The organism is Parviterribacter multiflagellatus (assembly GCF_056863265.1).
Map to the genome: position 1 here is coordinate 292,243 of NZ_JBXPIZ010000003.1, position 19,672 is coordinate 311,914.

The 19,672-nt window shown below is 74.2% G+C and carries 20 protein-coding genes; 9 read left to right on the forward strand and 11 right to left on the reverse strand.

Annotation, left to right across the window (positions count from 1 at the left end):
- The first annotated feature begins 14 nt into the window (after nt 1-14).
- Both AC1UE5_RS08290 and AC1UE5_RS08295 read left to right on the forward strand, forming a co-directional pair.
- Complete coding sequence (locus AC1UE5_RS08290; protein ID WP_482922023.1) at nt 15-434, forward strand: DUF1707 domain-containing protein; 420 nt, start codon at nt 15-17, stop codon at nt 432-434.
- Nucleotides 431-964 carry a GNAT family N-acetyltransferase gene (locus AC1UE5_RS08295; RefSeq protein ID WP_482922025.1) on the forward strand — a complete coding sequence of 178 codons (534 nt, stop codon included), beginning with the start codon at nt 431-433 and terminating at the stop codon, nt 962-964. Before AC1UE5_RS08290 ends, AC1UE5_RS08295 begins: the two co-directional genes overlap by 4 nt.
- Here the strand turns inward: AC1UE5_RS08295 and AC1UE5_RS08300 are convergent.
- Nucleotides 912-1,580, reverse strand: a complete 669-nt coding sequence (locus AC1UE5_RS08300) for a GNAT family N-acetyltransferase (RefSeq protein ID WP_482922027.1) — start codon at nt 1,578-1,580, stop codon at nt 912-914. The two genes, AC1UE5_RS08295 and AC1UE5_RS08300, sit on opposite strands and share 53 nt — an antisense overlap.
- Nucleotides 1,581-1,603: 23 nt before the next feature.
- On the opposite strand from AC1UE5_RS08300, the gene truA reads away from it, so the two are divergent.
- Nucleotides 1,604-2,350: a tRNA pseudouridine(38-40) synthase TruA gene (truA, locus tag AC1UE5_RS08305; protein ID WP_482922029.1), complete on the forward strand. Its 747-nt coding sequence runs from the start codon at nt 1,604-1,606 to the stop codon at nt 2,348-2,350.
- On the opposite strand, the gene AC1UE5_RS08310 is transcribed toward truA, so the two are convergent.
- Entirely contained in the window at nt 2,314-2,754 is a 441-nt protein-coding gene (locus tag AC1UE5_RS08310; protein ID WP_482922031.1) for an STAS domain-containing protein, read from the reverse strand. The two genes, truA and AC1UE5_RS08310, sit on opposite strands and share 37 nt — an antisense overlap.
- A gap of 30 nt (nt 2,755-2,784) precedes the next feature.
- On the opposite strand from AC1UE5_RS08310, the gene surE reads away from it, so the two are divergent.
- The gene (gene surE, locus AC1UE5_RS08315) at nt 2,785-3,606 is read left to right on the forward strand and encodes a 5'/3'-nucleotidase SurE (protein ID WP_482922033.1); all 822 of its coding nucleotides are present in this window, start codon (nt 2,785-2,787) and stop codon (nt 3,604-3,606) included.
- Nucleotides 3,603-5,699 carry an NAD-dependent DNA ligase LigA gene (gene ligA, locus AC1UE5_RS08320; protein ID WP_482922035.1) on the forward strand — a complete coding sequence of 699 codons (2,097 nt, stop codon included), beginning with the start codon at nt 3,603-3,605 and terminating at the stop codon, nt 5,697-5,699. Before surE ends, ligA begins: the two co-directional genes overlap by 4 nt.
- 3 nt (nt 5,700-5,702) lie before the next feature.
- Here ligA and AC1UE5_RS08325 read toward each other — a convergent pair whose 3' ends face one another.
- Nucleotides 5,703-6,596: an alpha/beta fold hydrolase gene (locus tag AC1UE5_RS08325; protein ID WP_482922037.1), complete on the reverse strand. Its 894-nt coding sequence runs from the start codon at nt 6,594-6,596 to the stop codon at nt 5,703-5,705.
- An 86-nt stretch (nt 6,597-6,682) separates the two neighbouring features.
- Between AC1UE5_RS08325 and AC1UE5_RS08330 the strand changes: the two genes are divergently transcribed.
- Nucleotides 6,683-7,168, forward strand: coding sequence for a MarR family transcriptional regulator (locus tag AC1UE5_RS08330; RefSeq protein WP_482922039.1), 486 nt, complete (start codon nt 6,683-6,685; stop codon nt 7,166-7,168).
- Here AC1UE5_RS08330 and dacB read toward each other — a convergent pair.
- On the reverse strand, nt 7,156-8,349 hold the full coding sequence (gene dacB, locus AC1UE5_RS08335; RefSeq protein ID WP_482922041.1) for a D-alanyl-D-alanine carboxypeptidase/D-alanyl-D-alanine endopeptidase: 1,194 nt from the start codon (nt 8,347-8,349) through the stop codon (nt 7,156-7,158). The genes AC1UE5_RS08330 and dacB overlap by 13 nt on opposite strands.
- 81 nt (nt 8,350-8,430) lie before the next feature.
- On the opposite strand from dacB, the gene AC1UE5_RS08340 reads away from it, so the two are divergent.
- The 3 genes from AC1UE5_RS08340 to AC1UE5_RS08350 all read left to right on the forward strand — a co-directional run bounded on the left by AC1UE5_RS08340 (nt 8,431) and on the right by AC1UE5_RS08350 (nt 12,171).
- The gene (locus AC1UE5_RS08340) at nt 8,431-9,342 is read left to right on the forward strand and encodes an NAD-dependent epimerase/dehydratase family protein (RefSeq protein WP_482922043.1); all 912 of its coding nucleotides are present in this window, start codon (nt 8,431-8,433) and stop codon (nt 9,340-9,342) included.
- Between the two features lie 34 nt (nt 9,343-9,376).
- Entirely contained in the window at nt 9,377-10,819 is a 1,443-nt protein-coding gene (locus tag AC1UE5_RS08345; protein ID WP_482922045.1) for an MFS transporter, read from the forward strand.
- Between the two features lie 62 nt (nt 10,820-10,881).
- Complete coding sequence (locus AC1UE5_RS08350; RefSeq protein ID WP_482922047.1) at nt 10,882-12,171, forward strand: patatin-like phospholipase family protein; 1,290 nt, start codon at nt 10,882-10,884, stop codon at nt 12,169-12,171.
- An 18-nt stretch (nt 12,172-12,189) separates the two neighbouring features.
- On the opposite strand, the gene AC1UE5_RS08355 is transcribed toward AC1UE5_RS08350, so the two are convergent.
- From AC1UE5_RS08355 to AC1UE5_RS08385, 7 genes are read right to left on the reverse strand one after another with little or no spacing between them, the layout of a single operon-like run.
- Nucleotides 12,190-13,614 (reverse strand): carotenoid oxygenase family protein, encoded by a 1,425-nt coding sequence (locus AC1UE5_RS08355; protein ID WP_482922049.1) that lies wholly within the window; start codon nt 13,612-13,614, stop codon nt 12,190-12,192.
- A 42-nt stretch (nt 13,615-13,656) separates the two neighbouring features.
- Complete coding sequence (locus AC1UE5_RS08360; protein WP_482922051.1) at nt 13,657-14,838, reverse strand: S1 family peptidase; 1,182 nt, start codon at nt 14,836-14,838, stop codon at nt 13,657-13,659.
- Complete coding sequence (locus AC1UE5_RS08365) at nt 14,822-15,952, reverse strand: pyridoxal phosphate-dependent aminotransferase (RefSeq protein WP_482922053.1); 1,131 nt, start codon at nt 15,950-15,952, stop codon at nt 14,822-14,824. Before AC1UE5_RS08365 ends, AC1UE5_RS08360 begins: the two co-directional genes overlap by 17 nt.
- Before the next feature lie 3 nt (nt 15,953-15,955).
- Nucleotides 15,956-16,432: a hypothetical protein gene (locus AC1UE5_RS08370; protein WP_482922055.1), complete on the reverse strand. Its 477-nt coding sequence runs from the start codon at nt 16,430-16,432 to the stop codon at nt 15,956-15,958.
- Nucleotides 16,413-17,669, reverse strand: coding sequence for a class I SAM-dependent methyltransferase (locus AC1UE5_RS08375; protein WP_482922057.1), 1,257 nt, complete (start codon nt 17,667-17,669; stop codon nt 16,413-16,415). The genes AC1UE5_RS08370 and AC1UE5_RS08375 overlap by 20 nt, the downstream gene beginning before the upstream one ends.
- Nucleotides 17,666-18,346: a DUF1365 domain-containing protein gene (locus AC1UE5_RS08380; RefSeq protein ID WP_482922059.1), complete on the reverse strand. Its 681-nt coding sequence runs from the start codon at nt 18,344-18,346 to the stop codon at nt 17,666-17,668. The genes AC1UE5_RS08375 and AC1UE5_RS08380 overlap by 4 nt, the downstream gene beginning before the upstream one ends.
- Complete coding sequence (locus AC1UE5_RS08385) at nt 18,343-19,659, reverse strand: NAD(P)/FAD-dependent oxidoreductase (protein ID WP_482922061.1); 1,317 nt, start codon at nt 19,657-19,659, stop codon at nt 18,343-18,345. Before AC1UE5_RS08385 ends, AC1UE5_RS08380 begins: the two co-directional genes overlap by 4 nt.
- Nucleotides 19,660-19,672 lie beyond the last annotated feature (13 nt).

A 19,672-nucleotide genomic window follows, 5' to 3' on the forward strand; every position in this document is an offset into this window, starting at 1 on the left:
CTGGGACGCAGGCCATGATCACGAGAGCGTCAGATACCGAGCGTGAGCGGTGCATGCGCGAGCTGCGCAGCGCCTACGCGAGCGGCCGCCTGGACGAGCGCCAGCTCGAGCGCCGGGCCGGACGGGCCGCCACCGCGAGCACCCGAGCCGAGCTGTGGGCCCTCACCCGCGACCTGCCGCGGACGCAGCCGCCGACGTGGGTCCGCGCCGTCGACAAGACCGACCGCGTGCTGCTCAAGGGCCACGCCGCCACGTTCGCGACCGCCAACGGCAGCCTCGCGGGCATCTGGGCGCTGACCGGGCAGGGCGAGTTCTGGCCCGCGTGGGTCCTCGTCCCGTGGACGGCGGTGCTCGCGTGGCACACCGGCGGCTCCATCACGATCCGGCGGGCGCTCAAGCGGCGTGGCGCCGCGGCGCAGTCGCGGCACGCGTGAGCGCGAGCATCCGCCGTGCGACGCCGGCCGACGCGGAGGCGATCGCCACGACCGTCGCGGCCGGGTTCGAGACCTACCGCGCGTTCGCGCCCGAGGGGTGGGAGCCGCCGGACCGGATCGAGCTGGGGCTGGGCATCGTCGTGCGGCTGCGCGAGCAGACGCTGAAGGGCTGGGTCGCCGAGGACGGGGGCGAGATCGTCGGCCACGTCACGTACGTGCCCGCGACGCACTCGCGGATCGGGTCGGACGACCCGGCGCTCGCGCACCTCGAGCAGCTCTTCATCCGCCCGTCGCAGTTCGGCACCGGCCTGGCGAGCCGCCTGATGGCGATCTGCGTCGCCGACGCGGCCGCGTCGGGCTACACGGCCATCCGGCTCGGCACGCCCCGCGACCACGTGCGCGCGCGCCGGTTCTACGAGCGCGAGGGGTGGCGCACCGACGGCGTGCCGTTCGAGGAGGACTCGCTCGGGCTGGTGCTCATCGAGTACCGGCGGGCGCTCGCCGGTAGTGGTACCCGTGCGACCGCGTGAAGCCCGCCCGCTCGTACAGCGCGAGCGCGGGCGCGTTGTCCTCCTCGACCTGCAGGTAGAGCGCGCGGCCGTCCGCCACCCGCGCCCACGCGCGGACGAGCGCGGCCGCGACGCCCTGGCGGCGCACGTCCGGATCGACCTCCAGCCCGCGCAGCAGCGACCAGCGCTCGTGCAGGACGACCGTCGCGCGGCCCTTCCCCGTGGCGGCGACGAGCGGCACGATCGGGTCGAGCGCGTCGTCGCCTGACAGCTCGCCGGGGACGACGGCGTGCGCGGGACCGTCGAGCTCGGCGAGCACCGCGTCCGGCGAGCCGGTGAGCACCGCGGTCGCGCCCTCGGCCGTCCAGCCGGCGTCCGCGAGCTGCGCGTCGAGCTCGGCGTAGCGCCCGCCGGCGTCGTTCGGCGAGACCATGACCAGCGGCGTCGCGGCGCGCTCGGCGTACCAGGCGGTCACCAGCCCGACGTCGAGCGGCGGGTCGCCGATCGGCAGCGCGGAGGTGATCCGCCGGCGCGTCGCGCCCGGCGTCGCGCGCAGCAGCCAGCCGCCGCGCCGCTCGGTCTCGGCCGCCGTGAAGGCGCGGGCGGCGAGGGCGTCGAGGTCTTCCGTGAGCGTCACGGGTGTCAGGATGACGCGCCGTGGTGACACGGCTCCTCATCGAGTACGACGGGACGGACTTCGCCGGCTGGGCGCGTCAGCCGGGGCGGCGGACGGTGCAGGGCGCGATCGAGCAGGCGCTCGCGACGCTCCTCCCCCAGCACCGGCCCGAGCTGACCGTCGCCGGCCGCACCGACGCCGGCGTCCACGCGTGGGGCCAGGTCGCGTCCTATCCCGGCCCGCTGGTGAGCCTACGCGCGCTGAACGCGCTGACGCCGCCGGACGTGGCGATCCTCGACGTGGCTGAGGCGCCCGAGGGCTTCAACGCCCGGTTCGACGCCCGCTCGCGCACGTACTGCTTCCGCGTGCTCGCCCGGCGCCCGCCGTCCGCGTTCGAGCGCGGCCGCGCGCTGCACGAGCCGCGTCCGCTCGACCGCTCCCTCCTGCACGAGTGCGCGCGCCTGCTGGTCGGCCAGCACGACTTCACCGCGTTCACCCCCACCGAGACCGACCACGTCCACTTCCACCGCATCGTGCTCGACGCCCGGTGGGAGGAGCGCGGCGAGCTGCTCGAGTTCTGGATCACCGCCGACGCGTTCATGCGCCACATGAACCGGGTGCTGATGGGGACGATGCTCCAGGTCGCACGGGGCGGGCGCACGCTCGACGACTTCGCGCGGCTCCTGGAGGGCGCGCCACGCAAGGCCGCCGGCCCGACCGCGCCGCCGCACGGGCTGTACTTCGCGCGCGTGGACTACGCGTCGTCGGGCCGCCGCGCGCCCGAGGTGTAGCGCTCGAGCCACGTCGCGAGCCGCCCGGCGCGCTCCTCGTCGGCCAGGCCCCATGGGCCGTCGCCGTTGGTGAGGTGGCTGCGCGTCGGGACGACGTCGAGGATGCCGGTGAGCCGGCAGACGTCGAAGAGCTGCAGGATCCGCCCGCTGGAGCACACGATCGTCAGCCGTGCGTGGCGGCGGGCCATCCGCGCCTGCTCGTCGCACAGGACGTAGAGCCCGCTGACGGCCATGAAGTCGACGTGCGTGAGGTCGACGACGAGCGAGCGGCGCCCGCCCTCGCTCGCCCGCGCGAGCCACTCCCGCAGCGCGGGCGTCGTGCCGACGTCCAGCTCCCCGCGCAACGCGACGACGCGCTCAGAGGCGGCGGGCCCGTCCTCGATGAGCGCCAGCGGCCCGGGCATGCGGTGACACTACCCTCCTGAACCGGAACCATGAGGGTCCTGCTCACCAACGACGACGGCATCGAGGCGGAGGGGCTGCAGACGCTGCGGCGTGCGCTCCTCACCGTGCCCGACGTCACCGAGGTCGTCGTCGTCGCGCCCGACGGCAACCGATCGGCCATGGCGCGCTCCATCACCACCCGCCGCCCGCTCTGGGTGGAGCAGATCGACTTCGGCGACGGCACGCACGGCTACGCGACGGACGGCACGCCGGTCGACTGCGTCCGGCTCGCGGCGCTCGGCCTGGTCGAGGGCTTCCAGCCCGACGTCGTCGTGTCGGGGATCAACCACGGCGTGAACATCGGCGACGACATCACGTACTCGGGCACGGTCGCGGCGGCGTTCGAGGGCGCGCTGATGGGCATCCCGGGGATCGCGGTCTCCCAGCAGTCGCAGCAGCGCGACGCCGACTTCCGCGCCGGGCACACGTTCGAGTTCGACCTCGCCGCGCGGTTCGTCGCCGACATCGTGGGGGAGCTCGACGACGTCCCGCTCCGCCCGGGCACGGTGCTCAACGTCAACGTCCCCGCGGGCGAGCCGAACGGCGTCGTCGTCGCGCGGATGGGCAAGCGGATCTACAACGACCGCCTCCACGTGGCCGAGCAGGACGGCGCCGACCGCACGCGCTACTGGATCTACGGGGACGCCCCGTCGCACGAGGACGAGCCCGGCACCGACGTTGCCGCCGTCGCGGCTGGCACCATCGCGGTGACGCCCTTGCACCTGAACCTGACCGACACCGACGGCCTGGACTCGCTGGAGCTGCACGACCTGTCGCGGCTGCTCGCGCCTGCCGTCGAAGACGTGCAGTGAGCGCGCCGGTCCCAGACGAGGCCCGCGCGCGGGCGGAGGAGCTGCGTGAGCAGGTCCGCTACCACTCGCGCCGCTACTACGAGCAGGACGACCCCGAGATCGGGGACGACGAGTACGACGCGCTCTACCGCGAGCTGCTCGAGCTGGAGGAGCAGTGGCCCGAGCTCGTCACGCCCGACTCGCCGACGCAGAAGGTCGGCGGCGAGCCGGTCTCCGAGCTGCAGAAGGTCACCCACGCGCTGCCGATGCTCTCGCTGGCGAACGTGCGGTCGGCCGAGGAGCTGCTCGCGTGGGTCCAGCGCATGCGCACGCACCTGGCGCGCGAGGGGATCGAGGAGCCGCGGTTCCGCTACGTCTGCGAGCCGAAGATCGACGGCCTGGCGATGTCGCTGCTCTACGAGGACGGCAAGTTCGTCCGCGGGGTGACGCGCGGCAACGGCGAGGTCGGCGAGGACGTCACGCACAACCTGCGCACGATCAAGGCGATCCCGCACGAGATCGCGGACGCTCCGCCGCTGCTGGAGGTGCGCGGCGAGGTGTACATGTCGCTGCCGGACTTCGCGGCGCTCAACGAGCGGCGCGCGGAGGCGGGCCTGTCGACGTTCATGAACCCGCGCAACTCGGCGGCGGGGACGATCCGGCAGCTCGACCCCAAGCTGGCGGCGGAGCGGCCGCTGTCGTTCTGGGCGTACGCGATCGGGCGCGTCGAGGGCGACGGCGCACGGCGCTTCACCGGCCACCACGAGGGGCTGGAGGCGCTGAAGGCCTGGGGCTTCCCGGTCAACGACGACATCGTCGTGCTCGACGACGCCGACGAGGTCGTCAAGCAGTGCCTGGCCTGGCACGACCGGCGCGGCGCGCTGGAGTTCGAGATCGACGGAGTGGTCATCAAGGTCGACGACCTGGAGCTGCAGCGGCGGCTCGGCGCGGTCGGCCGCGACCCGCGCTGGGCGGTGGCGTGGAAGTTCCCGCCGACGACGAAGGTCACGAAGCTCGTCAAGGTGCACTGGAGCGTCGGCAAGTTCGGCGACCTGCACCCGTTCGGGGAGCTCGAGCCCGTCGTGGTCGGCGGCGTCACCGTGAAGATGGCGACGCTCCACAACGAGGAGGACCTGCACCGCAAGGACGTCCGCGAGGGCGACGAGGTGATCGTCCTGCGCGCCGGCGACGTCATCCCGCAGATCGTCTCGCCCGCGCCGCACGCGGTGGAGCGCGACGACCGCGCAGAGGCGCCGCAGCCGCCGGCGAAGTGCCCGGAGTGCGGGACGCCGACGTTCAAGCCCGAGGATCGCGTCTTCACCAAGTGCCCGAACCGCGGCGGGTGCAAGGGGCAGCAGTTCCAGCTCCTCAAGCACTTCGCCTCGCGCGGGGCGCTGGACATCGACGGGCTGGGGGAGGAGCGGGTGCTCCAGCTCCGTGACGGCCTCGGCGTCAAGGACGCGGCGGACCTCTACGACCTGACGTTGGAGCAGCTCGTCTCGCTCGAGCGGTTCGCGGAGATGTCCGCGCAGAAGCTGCTCGACGGCCTGCAGCGCTCCAAGGAGCGCCCGTTCGGCCGCGTGCTGTTCGGCATCGGGCTGGAGGAGGTCGGCGAGGTCACCGGCCGCAACCTCGCCCAGCAGTTCCGCACCATCGACAACCTGCTCGCCGCCGACGAGGAGGCCATCCAGGCCACGCCCGGCATCGGCCCCAAGAGCGCCGCGATCATCCGGGAGCAGCTGCAGCGCGAGCAGATGCAGGGCCTGATCGCGCGGCTGCGCGCCGCCGGCCTGCAGTTCGAGGTCGAGGGCCCCGCGCCCGGCGAGGGCCTGCTGAACGGCCTGACGTTCGTGCTCACCGGGACGCTCCCCGACCTCACCCGCGAGCAGGCGACCGAGCGCATCCTCGCCGCCGGCGGCCGCGTCACGTCCTCCGTCTCGAAGAAGACGTCCTACGTCGTCGCGGGCGAGGCCGCGGGCTCGAAGCTCGAGAAGGCGGAGCGGCTGAAGGTGCCGGTCCTCGACGAGCCCGGCCTGCTGGAGCTGCTGGAGCACGGCCCGCCGCCCGAGCCCGAGCAGCCCGAGCTCGACGTCGCCGACGCCGCGGAGTCTTGACGGCTAGGCCGAGCGGTCCACGCGCTCGGTGAAGTCGAGGAGCGCGACGGAGAGCTCAGCGGGCGCCTCCTGGGCGACCAGGTGGCCGACCCCCTCCACGTGCACGGCGGTGACCTCGCCTGCCGCGACCTGGCGGAACGTGGTCGCCGTCATCGGATGGTTGACGCCGTCGACGGCGAGCACCGGCACCGTCAGCGGCCGCTCCTGGGCCAGCGCGCGGGTCGCGCCGCCGTTCGCGAGGACGTCGGCGTAGAGGCCTTCGGTGCCCCGCCACGCGTTCGGACGGGCGTACGTGCGCACGAGCTCGGCGATGTCGTCCTCGGTGACGGCGCCCTCGGTGCCGTTCATCATCGGGTAGGCCCACCCGGCCAGGAGGTCGCGCTCGTGGCCGGGGAGCAGCATCGACGGGATCCCCGGGGTGCCGAGGAACCCGAGGTGCCACGACCCGCCGTCGCGCACGTCGGCGAGGCGCTCGAGCCCGAACCCGGCGAGCGCCGACTCGACCGCCGTGAAGCTGCGGACGTCCTCGGGGTGGGTCGCCGCGAACCGGAAGCCGACGCCGCCGCTGATGTCCTGGCAGAGCAGGTGCACCGGGCCGGCACCCAGGTGCTCGACGAGCTGGTGCAGGTCCTCGGCCGCGACCGCCTCGCCGTACTCGGTGTCGCCGTTGTCCGAGTCGCCGAAGCCCCGGAGGTCGAGCGCGTAGACGCGGTGCGCCTGGGCGAGCAGCGGGATCAGCTTGCGGAACGCCCACCAGGTCTCGGGCCAGCCGTGGACGAGCACGATCGGCGTGCCGGCGACTCCGGCCGCGACGTAGTGCAGCCGCGTGCCGTTGAGGTCGGCGAGGTGGTGGGTGACCTCCCGGACGGTGGCGCCTGCGGGGGGAACGGTGGGCATCGTGCACGCTCTCAAAAGTAGACAACCGGGTTGTCGAGATGATAGACAACGAGGTTGTCGATATCAAGCGCGCGTACGCTGCGTCGGTGTCCCGCTCCGGTGCCGACCTCGCGCTCCTCCTGCTCGGCGGCTTCCGCGCGCTGGCGGACCGGGCGACCGCGGCGCTCGCCGAGCGCGGCTACGAGGACGTCCGCCCGGTGCACGAGTTCGCCCTGCGCGCGATCCTGGCGGGGGCCGACAGCGCGTCGGACCTCGGCCGGGCGATGTCGGTGACCAAGCAGGCGGCGGCCAAGACGATCGCGGTGCTGGAGGAGCGCCGCTACGTCGTGCGCGAGGCCGACCCGGTCGATGGGCGTCGCACGCGCGTGCGCGTCACCGACCGCGGGCTGACGCTGCTGCAGGAGGGCGAGGCGGTCTTCGAGGAGCTGCGCACCGAATGGGAGCGCGAGGTCGGTGCGGCATCCGTCGCCGCGCTGGAGGAGACGCTCCGGCAGCTCGTCGGAGGCGGAGCGATCCGCCTCGACGCGCCGGGGTGGGTCGCGCGCGACCCTGCGGAGGCTCAGCCCGAGTAGCGCGCGAGCAGGGCCGTCATCCGGTCCTGCACCCGGTGCCCGGTCCAGGTCGAGACGCCGTTCATCAGCCACGCGAAGCCGACGAGGCGCCCGCCGGTGGTGGTGCAGATGCCGGCGAGGTTGGAGACGCCGCGGATCGTGCCCGTCTTGACGCGACAGCGGCCGGCGGCGGCGCTGCCGCGCATGCGGAGCTTGACCGTGCCGGTGCGGCCGGCGACGGCCAGCGAGGAGCGCCAGGTCTGCGCGGTCTCCTGGCCCTCCATCCGCTCCAGCAGCCGGACGACCTGGCGCGGCGTCGTGCGGTTGGCGCGCGAGAGGCCCGAGCCGTCGGAGATGCGCGGGCGCACGCCGAAGTCGTCGAGGGTGGAGCGGACGACCGCCGCGCCCGCGCTCGTCGTGCCGCCCTCGCCGTACTCGGCGCCGAGGTTCTTGAGCAGCATCTCGGCGATGAAGTTGTCGGAGGGCACGTTGGTCTGGCGGATCAGGTCGCCGATGGGCGCGGACGCGTCGGTGGCCAGCTCGGTCGCCTCGGTCGGCGCGACGCCCACGCGCGGCTTGCGGCCGAGCTCGATCCCCTCGGCCTTCAGCTTCGCCATGAAGCGCTGGGCGACGTAGGTCGCGGGCGAGGACTGGAAGCCGCGGCGGAGCAGGAGCGCGCCGAGCCGGCCGCCCATGTCGCCGTCGGCCGCGCCGCCGGTGCGCGACGAGCCGCGCAGGCGGTCGAACCGCGTGTCGTCGGCGACGACGCCGCCCTCGATGCGCTGGACGCCGCCCTGGGCGACGGCGGACGCCATCCGGGCGAGGTCCTCCTCGGTGAGCCCCGGGTCGCCGCCGCCGACGAGCCACAGGTCGCCGCGCAGCACGCCGTCGGCGTCGACCTCGGCGTCCGTCACCGCACGCGTGGTCAGCTCGGTCGTCGGGCCGAAGCGCATGAGCGCGGTCGACGTCACGAACAGCTTCTCCACCGACGCCGGGATGCGGGCCGCGTCCGACCGGACGTCCACGAGCTCCGCGCCCGTCTGCAGGTCGCGGGCGTACGCGCCGGAGGAGCCGCCCGCTCCACCGATCGCCTTCGTCAGGCTGGTGCGGAGGGTCGCGGCGTCGAGGGCGAGAGCGGGCGGGGCGGCCACGGCGGCGAGCACGAGCGCGACGGCGGCCGCGAGCAGGGAGCGGAGGCGCATCGGACCCCATGACACCAGACGGCGCTGGAAGTCGCGGTCGCTCGCTGTCACACCGTGCCGACCGCATCCGTCAGGGGTGACATGAACGAGATCGTGATCACCGGAGCCACCGGCGTCATCGGCCGCCGCGTCGTCGAGCAGCTCGTCCGCGCCGGCCGCGGCGTGACGGCCGTCGTGCGGTCGGAGACCAGCGCGCGCAAGGTGCGCGAGCGCGGCGCGCGGGCCGTGGTGGCCGACGTGTACGACCGCGACGCGCTGACCCCCGTCTTCGCGGGCGCGGACGCCGTCGTCAACCTGCTGACCCGCATCCCGCCGGCAGCCCGGATGGGCGAGCCCGGCGCCTGGGACGAGAACGACCGGCTGCGGACCGAGGCGTCCGCGGCGATCGCCGCGGCCGCGCAGGCGGCCGGCGTGCCGCGCCTCGTCCAGGAGTCGCTGGCCTTCGTCTACGCGGACGGCGGCGACGCCTGGCTCGACGAGGACGCCCCGGTTGCGGGCGGCGGCACCACCGACACGGCGCTCGTCGCCGAGCGGAACGCGACCGAGCTGTTCGGCGGCGACACGGTCGTCCTGCGGTTCGGACTCTTCGTCGGGCCCGACAGCGACCTGACGCTGACCGACGTGATGAACGCCCGCGCGGGCGTGTCGCCCAGCATCGGGCCCCGGGACGCGTACCGGCCCACCGTCTGGCTCGACGACGCGGCCACCGCCGTCGTGGCCGCGCTCGGCGCGCCGGCCGGGATCTACAACGTCGCCGACGCGGACCCGCCGACGCGCGGCGAGGGCGACGCGGCGCTCGCGGCCGTCGTCGGGCGCGAGACGCTCGAGCCCCCCATCCCGGACGACGCCGTGCCGCCGCCGCTGGCGCCGCTCGCGCGCTCGCAGCGCCTCTCGAGCCGCCGGCTGACCGAGGCGACCGGCTGGACGCCGCGCGTCCGCGCGGGCACGGAGGGGTGGCAGCTCATCGTGGCGCCGGGCGTCGCGCCCGCTTGACTTCAAGCGCGCTTGAAGGTGCAGACTCGGGTCCATGTCCCGTTCTGCACGTCCACGGCTGGCCCTCGCGCTCTTCGCGGTGGGCCAGCTGCTGATCGCTCTCGACTACACGATCGTCTACGTCGCGCTGCCCGAGATCGGCCGCGAGGTCGGGTTCTCCCCGCATGCCCTGCAGTGGGTCGTCACCGCGTACGGCATCACGTTCGGCGGCTTCCTCCTGCTCGGCGGGCGGCTGGCCGACCTCGTCGGGCGGCGCCGGATGTTCGTCGCCGGCATGGCCGGGTTCGGCGCCGCGTCGCTGCTCGGAGGCGTGGCCACCGGCCCCGAGGCGCTGATCGCCGCGCGCGTCCTGCAGGGCGTGAGCGCGGCCACGCTGTTCCCGGCCACGCTGTCGCTCGTCACGACCATGTTCGCCGAGGGGCCGGAGCGCAACCGCGCGCTCTCGATCTGGGCGGTCGCCGGGGCGGCGGGCCTGACGCTCGGCGCCCTGCTGGGCGGCGTCCTGACCGACCTGGCCGGGTGGCAGGGGGTCTTCCTCGTGAACGTGCCGATCGCGCTGCTGGGCGCGGCCGGCGCGCTGGCGCTGGTCGAGCCCGACGCGGCGGCGTCGCGCCGCGGCCGCCTCGACGCGCCCGGAGCGCTCACCGGCACCGCCGGCGTCACGCTCCTCGTGCTGGCGATCGCCCAGGCGCCCGAGGAGGGCATCGGCGACGGCCTGGTGCTCGGGGCTGCCGGCGGCGCGGCGCTGCTGCTGGCGGCGTTCGTCGCGATCGAGGCGCGCAGCGACGACCCGCTGCTGCCGCTGGGGATGCTCGGCGCCCGGCGCCTGCGGGCGGCGGTCGCCGTCATCTTCGTGTTCGGGATGAGCCTGCAGGCCGTCCCGTACTTCCTGACCCTCCACTTCCAGGACGTCCTCGGCTACTCGGCCCTCGAGGGCGGCCTCGCGTTCCTCGGCCCCACGCTGGCGATCACCGCCGGCAACGCGCTGTCCGACCGACTCGTCGCCCACCTCGGCACGCGGCTCACGCTCGTCGCCGGCATGCTCGTCGGCGGCGCCGGCGCGGCACTGCTGGCGGCGCAGATCGGCCCCGGCGCGACGTACGCGACCACGCTCGCGGGCGTCGTCGTGACCGGCCTGGGGATGGGGCTCGTCTACCCGGCGATGTTCCTCGCCGCCACTGAAGGCGTGGCGCCCGGCGTCCAGGGCACCGCGTCGGGGATCGCGTCGACGTCGCTGCAGATCGGCTCGGGTGCCGGCCTGGCGGTGCTCGTCGGCGTCGCCGGCGTGCCGGACGGGCTGACCGGGGAGCCCCTGCGCGTCGCGGTGGCGGACGGCCTGGTGTCCGCCCTGCTCGTCGTCGGCGGGCTCACGCTCGCCGGCGTGCTCGCCGCAGCCGCGCTGCCGCGGCGTGCCGGGACAGGCGCCCAGGCCGCACCGGCCGGCGCCTCCAGGCCGGCCGTCGAGCGCGCCGTGTGAAGTCCGGATGAATCCGCGGCGCGGGCCTGTCGCGCCGCGCCGCGGGTGCCGATGACGGTCGTATGAGCGGGTACGATCGCGACATGGGCAAGGTCGTCGGCATCGAGGAGGGTCGCGGGCGCAAGCGCGCCAAGGCCACGACGACCCGTCGCCGGCCGCGCAAGTCCAAGTCCGCGCTCGTCCTGGGCGGGGGCGGGTTCACCGGCGCGGTGTACGAGATCGGCGCGCTCAGGGCGCTCGACCTGCTGAGCGTCAACCGCACGGTCAACCAGTTCGACGTGTACGTCGGCACCTCCGCGGGCTCGTTCGTCGCCTCCATGTGCGCGAACGGCGTGACGCCCGAGGAGATGATGCGGGTCGTCAACCAGCAGGTGCCGACGCCGTTCCGCGACATCGACCTCGGGACGCTGCTGCGGCCGAACTACGTCGAGTTCGCCAAGAAGGGCCTGCAGCTGCCGTTCCGCGCAGCCGGGCTGGCGCGCGAGATGGCGCCGCAGCTCCTGCGCGGCGCGGTCATGGACGCCGCGCTGGGCCTCGCCGAGGCGCTGCCCTCGGGCATGTACTCAGGCCGTGGGATCGAGCGGTACATCAACGAGGTCCTCTCCGACCCGGACCGCTCCGACGACTTCCGCGACATCGACAGCGAGCTGTACCTCGCCGCGACCGACCTCGACACGTGCGAGCGGATCGTGTTCGGCACGGAGGGCTGGGACGACGTGCCGATCTCCACCGCGGTGCGGGCCTCCACCGCGCTGCCGATGGTGTACGCGCCGGTCGAGGTCAAGGGCCGTGAGCTGATCGACGGCGGCATCGTCTCGACCACGAACCTCGACATCGCCGTCGACGCGGGCGCGAAGTTCATCGTCGTCGTCAACCCGCTCGTCCCGTTCGTCAACGACTTCTCCAAGCGCGTCGGCGGCCTGTTCGGCTCGCGGCCGCAGCGCGTCAGCGACATGGGGCTCCCGCAGATCGGCTACCAGACCTTCAAGCTGATGGCCTACCAGCGGCTGCACGAGCAGGCGCGCCAGTGGGAGCAGCGGTACCCGGGCGTCGACATCGTGCTGATCGAGCCCGAGCCGAACGACGAGCTGATGTTCCAGACGTCGATCATGAACTACGCCAAGCGCGTCCAGATCGCCAAGCACGGGTTCCAGTCGGTGACGCTCAAGCTCGCCTCCGACTACGAGGACTTCCACGCGGTGTGCGAGCGGCACGGCATCGAGATCTCCGCCACGCGGGTGCGGAAGGTCGTCAAGCACTTCGCGGTCGAGCGCGAGAAGACGCGCGCCTGGCGCAAGATCCTCGAGCAGACCACCGGCGCCCTGCTGCGGCAGAGCGCCGGCGAGTCGTAGGCCGCACCGCGGGCGCCGCTAGGGCGCGCTCGCGAAGTGCTGGCCGTGGAACCCGAACGGGATGTGGTGCGGCACGCGCGCGCGAGCCAGCTCGGTCAGGGTCCCCGCGTCGAGCACCAGCAGGCTCGACGCCGCGCGGTCAGGCTCGAGAAGGACGCTGAGCAACACGCCGTCGCCCTCGGTCTCGGCGCCGGGACGGCCGACGAAGACGGGCTCGCCCGGGTAGGTGCCGGGCTCCTGCCAGCGGATGCTCGTCCCGGTGGTGACGTCGACGCGCACGATCCGGTCGAACCACTCCTCCGCGCCCGCGCCGAAGACGTAGCGGTACGGCTTGCCGTTGACGCGGCGGTAGTCGATCCGCGGCAGCTCGAACGCCTCGTCGCTGAGCACCTCGGAGGCGACGTGCGTGCCGGGGCGGTCGAGCGGCAGGCGGTAGCGCCGCAGCTGCGGCAGCGGGATCGGCGCGCCCTCGCGCAGGCGCCCGAGCGCCAGCGCGTCGATGATCGACGGGTCCTCGAACGCGAGCAGGTCGACGACGAGGTCGCCCTCCTCCTCGAACGCGTTGACGTGGTGGAAGCAGAAGAACGCGTCGGCGGTCCACGGCTCGTACCGCCGGCCGGTCGCGCGCTCGGCGACGAGGAAGCGCGCCGGGCGCTCCGGATGCCACGTGAAGTACTCGATGAACGGCTTGGAGCCGAGCCCCATCGCGATCGGGTTGCCCATCGTGAAGGGCGCCTCGGCGAGCACCGCGTGGTCGTGCGTGAGGCCGAACGCGTGGTGGTAGGCCGGGTGCCGGGCCCCGAACCGCGCGAAGACCTCGCCCTTGTCCGCGCCGTCCCGCTGGGCGAACAGCGCGTAGCCGGGCTTCGGGCCCTTGAGGTACGTCCCGTGGCTGACGAGCAGCCCGCGCTCGGGGTCGTGGTGCGGGTGGGCGCTCGCGACGTCGACCGGCGGCCGGCCCTCGATCCCGAACGTCTCGAGCGTCTGCGGGTCGAACGCGACCGGCAGCGGCGTCTCGGTCAGCGCCAGGTAGCGGTCGCCGAGCCGCGTGACGTTCACCGCGCCGTTGTCGGTCAGGTCGCTCGCGAAGAGCGACGCGACGCGCCGGAACGCGCTCCGGCACGGGTCGGTCGCGAACTCGCGGAAGCCGAGCGCGCCGGTCTCCTCGACGTGGCGCCACGCCTTCGAGCGCAGGAACCGCGAGCCGTACGAGACGGCTCCGTCGCGGAAGCTGAACCGGTGCAGCTGGGCGAGCCCGTCGAACCAGTGGTTGACGGAGCCGGCGGGGAGGTCCCAGCGCGCCGGGCCGGTGCGCAGGAGGCTCCCGGTGAGCCAGGCGGGCAGCTCGCCCGTCTGCTCCAGGTCGTCGAGGACGACCTCGTCGTGCGCCGCGTCGGTGAACCCGAGCCGCGCTCTCCGGGCGGTGGGGTGCGTGGCAGACACGCTTCGGACCGTACCGGCTGGCGGTCCTCGTGGATAGGCCGTTCAGAACGGCTCGCGCGTCGCGTCGCGCAGCGGCTGCGCCTTCGGGCCCGAGGTGCCCTTGGTGGCGCCCGCGCGCGGGACGCGCAGCTCCGGCGACGCCGCGCTCGGGGTCGAGCCGCCGTCGTTCTCGGCCACCGCACGGCACTGGAGCACCTTGCCGCGCGCGCTCTCGGTCACCCGCACGCGCCGGCCGGTCGCGACGAGCACGCCGTTGATGCCCCAGCGGTAGCGGACGCGGTCGACGCGGTTGCGCCACTCGGGGGCGACGCAGGTGGCGATGCGGCCCGGCACGAGCGTGCCGCTCACCTGCGCCCGGCCCAGCGGCTGCGGCGACCACAGCGGCTCGGGGGCGTCGATGAACGCGCGCAGGCTCGCGACGCGCGAGAAGACCGTGGGCTCGTGCAGCGCGCCGCACGAGATGCCGAAGCTCACGATGCCGACCTGCGTGTCCCCGACGACCAGCGGGCCGCCGCTGTCGCCGACGCAGGGCGAGGTGTTCGGGGTGCGGAACCGGTTGCGGCTGCGCGCGCAGAGCATCACGCTGCGGCGGTAGGAGCCGTCCTGGCCGTAGACGCGGTCGCAGCTGTCGTCGGGGAGGATCCGCAGCGCGCCCTGCTGCAGGCCGGTCGCGAGCGGCGCGCGCTGCAGGTCGGTGCGCGTGACGCCCCACCCGATCACCATCGCCTCCTCGCCGCCGGCGAACAGCGGCGCCTCGGCGGCCGTCGCGAGCCGGACGAGCGGGACGTCGGGGACCGGCGCGCTGAGCTTGAGGATCGCGGCGTCGTTGGACGGGCCGCCGTTCTCCAGCGAGCGGTAGCGCGGGTGGCTGGCGACCTCGATCGCCTTGACGGGGAGGCCGTCGTAGTCGTAGCCGCCCAGCTCGCGGTCGTAGGCGCCGACGAAGAGCTTCAGCTCGCTCACGCGCAGGTCCTCGACGCAGTGGCCGGCCGTGAGCACGCGGTCGGGCGCGATCAGCGTCCCGCCGCACCCGCGCGAGAGCGCGACGATCCACGGGTAGGCGCCCTTCGGGGCGTCCTCGCCGCCGACGACCGCGGCGCGCGCGGCCGGACCGGCCGCGGCGGCCGACCCGACGCAGGCGGCGAAGAGGATCAGCGCGACGAGGGCGGCGAAGGCGACGGCCGGGACCGCGTCGTGGCGCCGCGGCTCAGCTCCGCGCGGCACGGTCCGGCTCCTCCTCCAGCGCCAGCTCCAGCGCGCGCACCAGCCGCACCGCGTGCTCGGGCAGGTGGACGGACGCGCGGACGCGGTCGGGCTGGCCGATCGGGGCGCCGGGCTGCACCATCACGCCCTGGCGCTCCAGCCGCGCGGCCAGCTCCGCCCCGTCGACGCCCGGGAGGCGCAGCCACAGGACGTTGGCCTGCGACGGCGCGACGTCGTACGGCGTGTCGCGCAGCGCCTCCAGCACGTGCGTGCGCTGCGTCGCGACGGTCTGCGCGCGCTTGCGGACCCGGCCCTCGGTGGAGCGCAGCGCCTCCAGCGCGCCCTCCTGGGCGAGGTCGTTGACGCCGAGGTCGGGCTCGAGCTGCTCCAGGAGCGTCGTCGCGTCCGGCGCGCCGAGCGCGTAGCCGCAGCGCAGGCCCGCCAGGCCCCACGCCTTGGAGAACGAGCGGAAGACGAGCAGGCGCGGGTGCGCCTCCAGGAGCGGCAGGTTCGCGTCGACCGCCTGGGCGTCCACGTAGTCCACGAGCGCTTCGTCCACGAACGTGACAACACGCTCGGGGAGCGATCGGAGCAGCCCGTCCAGCGCGTCCGCGTCGAGCAGCTCGCCGGTCGGGTCGTTCGGGTTGCAGATCGTGATGACGCGCGTGCGGTCGGTGACCGCGGCCAGGAGCTGGTCGACCGCGAACCCGGGGACCGGGACGGCGCGCGCGTGCGAGCGGCGCGCGAGCTGCGGGTACTGCGGGTACGACGGCCACGGCGTGACGAGCTCGTCACCCGGCTCCAGCAGCGCCGCGGCAGCCGACGCGAGCAGCTGCGCCGCGCCGTTCCCCACCACGACCTGCGACGCGTCGATGCCGTGGTGGTGGGCGATCTCGGAGCGCAGCGTGCCGGCGCGCGGGTCGACGTAGCGGTTCAGGCCCTTGCGCGCGGCGTACGTGATCGCGTTGACGACCTGGTGGTGCGGCAGCCCCGGCCAGGTCGTGCGGGAGAGGTCGATCGGCTCGACCCGCTCGAGCGCCTCGGCCTTGCGCGCGTCGGCCTTCGCGCGCAGGTCGGCGCTCACCTCCTCGTCGCTGAGGCCCTGGAACTGGCGGTAGTGATCGAGGAGACCCACTCGTTACTGATCGGATGGCGCCATCGTCGGGCTGAGTCCGGCGATGAAGATCAGCCAGATGGTGAACAGCGTCACGCCGATGATGGCGGCGACGGCGAAGACCGGGCCGATGATCCCGCTGCGCTGGTCGTGGCCGGCGGCGCGGCGGGCGAGGATCCAGAAGCCGTCGAGTCGCTTGACCAGGACGAGGCCGCCCATGATCGTCAGCAGCATCCCGATGAAGGCGACGCAGATGCCGAGCATCACGGAGTCCGTGTGGTACTGGAGCTGGGCGCCGATCCACAGCCACGCCATGGGGATCGGGCCCCAGAACGTGGCGGCGATCACGACCATCACGACGAGGATCGCGTGGGCGATCGCCGCGTCCACGCGCCGCCGCCGGCCGACCGTCTCCTCGGGGATCTCGCGATACCGGACCGGTCGCGTCCCCGGGCGGCGGCCGACGAAGAGCCCGCCGTTGTCAGTGGGGTCCGTGCGCACCGGCACGTAGCGTACCTGCGCGCGCCGCGTCCGCCGAGCCCTGCACACGCGCGTGGTGCCGTGGCTTGGCGTAGACGGACTGGACCAGGCCGATGCGGCGCTCGGCGAACCCGGCCTCGCAGTAGGCGAGGTACAGGCGCCACAGGCGCCGGAACCGCTGGTCGTAGCCGAGCTGATCGAGCTCCCCGGTGGCGGCGTCCAGGTTCGCCCGCCAGTGCCGCAGCGTGCGCGCGTAGTCGCCCGTGAGATCCTCGAGCTGGGTGAGCCGCAGGTCCGTCTCGGTGGCGATCGCGTTCGCCATCACCTGCTGCGAGGGCAGGCAGCCGTTGGGGAAGACGAGCGTGCGGATGAAGCTCTTGGACGCGCGCTCGACCGCATAGGCGCGGTCGTCCATCGTGATCGCCTGCAGGACCATCCGGCCGTCCGGGGCGAGCAGGTCGCTGCAGCGGCGGAAGAAGGTGCCGAGATCCTTCCAGCCGACGGCCTCGATCATCTCGACGCTGACCAGGCGGTCGTACGTGCCGGTGAGGTGGCGGTAGTCCTGCAGGAGGACGGTGACGCGGTCCTCCAGGCCGGCGCCCTTGACGCGCGCCTGCGCGACGTCGAACTGCTCGCGCGAGAGCGTGGTGGTCGTGACGCGGCAGCCCGTGCGCTGCGCGACGTGGACGGCGAGCGCGCCCCAGCCGGTGCCGATCTCCAGCAGGTGGTGCTCGGGCCGCAGGTCGAGCTTGTCCGTGAGCACGTCGAGCTTCGTGCGCTGGGCCTGCTCCAGCGGCTGGTCGTCGTCGGTGAAGAGCGCCGCCGAGTACATCATCGTCGGGTCGAGCATCAGCTCGAACAGCGCGTTCCCCAGGTCGTAGTGGGCGGCGATGTCGCGGCGGCTGCGGGCCGGCGTGTTGCGTGTGAGCGCCGCGCGGGCGCGCTGGTAGGGCTCGCGGACCGGCGTGGCGCGGCGCCGGACGTCGTCGAGCAGCGTGGCGTTACGGGCGGCGAGGCGGACGACGTCGACGAGGTCGGGCGTCGTCCAGTGGCCGGCGGCGTACGAGGTCGCCAGGCCGCGGCTGCCCTGGAGCAGGAGCGCGGGCCACGTGCGGGCGTCGGCGATCTCGACGACCGCGGTCGGGTCGCCTCCCGGGCCGAGCTGGCGGCACTCGCCGTCCTCGACGATCATCAGGCGGCCCTCGCGCATGCGCGCGAGGAGGCGGAGGGCGATGGCGCGGGCGAGGCTCGTGGTCATCGGGCGGCGGGCTGCGGGCCGGGGTGGGCGTGGACGGGAACGCCGCGGAGCTTCAGCGCGGCCGCGTGGCCGTAGATGAGCGCGAGCGTCCTGGCGTTGGGGGTGGCGCGCGCGGCGGCGGTGAGCGGCGCGCGGGTGAGGTTCAGCGTCGCGTCGAACGCGTCGTCGACGGCGATGTGGACGGAGAGCGTCGGGCCGGGCGCCGTGGCGCGCCAGCGGTAGCGGTGCTCCATGCCGAGGAACGGCGAGACGTGCATCTGCTTGTCGTGGGCGCCGCGCAGCACCGCGCCGGCGCCGGTCACGACGTACTGGCGGCGCTCCTTCCACGGCGTGCTCGTGACGTCGGCGACGACCGCGCGCAGCGTCTCGTCCGGGCCGTCGAAGAGGTAGAAGAACGAGACCGGCGTGAAGCCGCGCGGCTGGGTGAGGAGCCGGACGGGGCCCTGCGGGGAGGGCGCGCCGGTGTGCTCCTCCACGACCGCGCGGGCGGCGTCCGCGAGCGGGGTGGCGGGGTCGCCGCCCAGGTGGTCGGTGCGGCGGGGCTGCAGGTGCGGCGGGAGCTCGTCGATCTCGTCGAGGTCGACGTAGGCGAGCGCGATGCGGTGGGTGAACGCGTGCCCGCGCACCGCGTGGCGGCGGTGGCGGATCGTCCCGCGGTACAGGGCGCTCTGGGTCATGCGGCGAGCCGCTCCCGTGGCGCGGCGTGGCCCGTGGCCGCGCGCAGGGTCGCGACGGCGCGGTGGGCGCTGGCGACGCCGTCCTCGTGGAACCCCCAGCCCCAGTACGCCCCGGCGTAGTGGGTGCGGCGATGGCCGCTGATCTCGTGGTGGCGCTGCTGCGCGCGCACGCCCGCGCGCGTGAAGGCCGGGTGCGCGTAGGCGATGCGGCGGATGACCGTGGCCGGGTCGATCGCATCGGTGCGGTTGAGCGTGACCAGGTACCGCTCGGGTGCGTCGAGGCCCTGGAGCCGGTTCATGTCGTACGTGACGGTCGGGAGCGGGGGCGCGGGGTCGAGCAGGTGGGCGTTCCAGCTCGCCCACGCCGCGCGGCGCCGGGGGAGCAGGCGCGTGTCGGTGTGGAGCACGGCCTCGGACGGCTGGTACGGGAAGGCGCCGAGCAGCTCGCGCTCCAGCGGCGTGGCGTCCGGGCCGAGCAGCGCGAGGGTCGTGTCGGCGTGGGTGGCGAGGACGACGTCGTCGAAGCGCTCTGGCGCGCCGCGCTCGGGCGTGATCGTCACGTGGCCGGGGCTGCGCTCGACCCGCACGACCGGCGTGGCGAGTCGCACGTCCGCGTCGAGCCGCCGCAGCAGCGCGTCGACGTAGGTCCGCGAGCCGCCGGCGATCGTGCGCCACTGCGGGCGCTTCCGAAGCTCGAGCATCCCGTGGTTGGCGAAGAACTGCGCGAGGAAGCGCGCCGGGAAGCTCGACATCTGCGCCGGGTCGGCGGACCACACGGCGGTCGCCTGGGGGACGATCAGGCGCTCGACGAACCACTCGCCGTACCCGCGCTCCTCCAGCCACGCGCGGAGCGGCGGGTCGTGGTCGGCGGCCGGCGTGGCGAGGAGCGCGCGGGCGTCGCGCTGGAAGCGCCGGACGTCCCGCAGCATCGCGTGGAAGCGGCGGTCGGCGAGGTGGCGCGGGGTCGCGAAGAGCGCGCGCGGCGAGGAGCTGGCGTACGCGAACGTGCCGGCGGCGTCGCTGACGCCGAACGACATGTCGGACGGTCGCGACGCGACGCCGAGCTCGGCCAGCAGCGCCTCGAACTGCGGGTAGTTGCGGTCGTTGAAGACGATGAAGCCGGTGTCCACCGCGAGCGTGCCGCCGCGGGGCGTCGCGACGTCGATCGTGTTCGTGTGGCCCCCGGCGTACGGCGCCGCCTCGAAGACGACGACCGCATGCCCGTCCTGGGCGAGGAGATGGGCGGCGACGAGGCCCGAGACCCCGGCGCCGACGACCGCGATCCGCCGCGGCAGGTGGTTGGCTTCCGACATCGCACCGACTGTT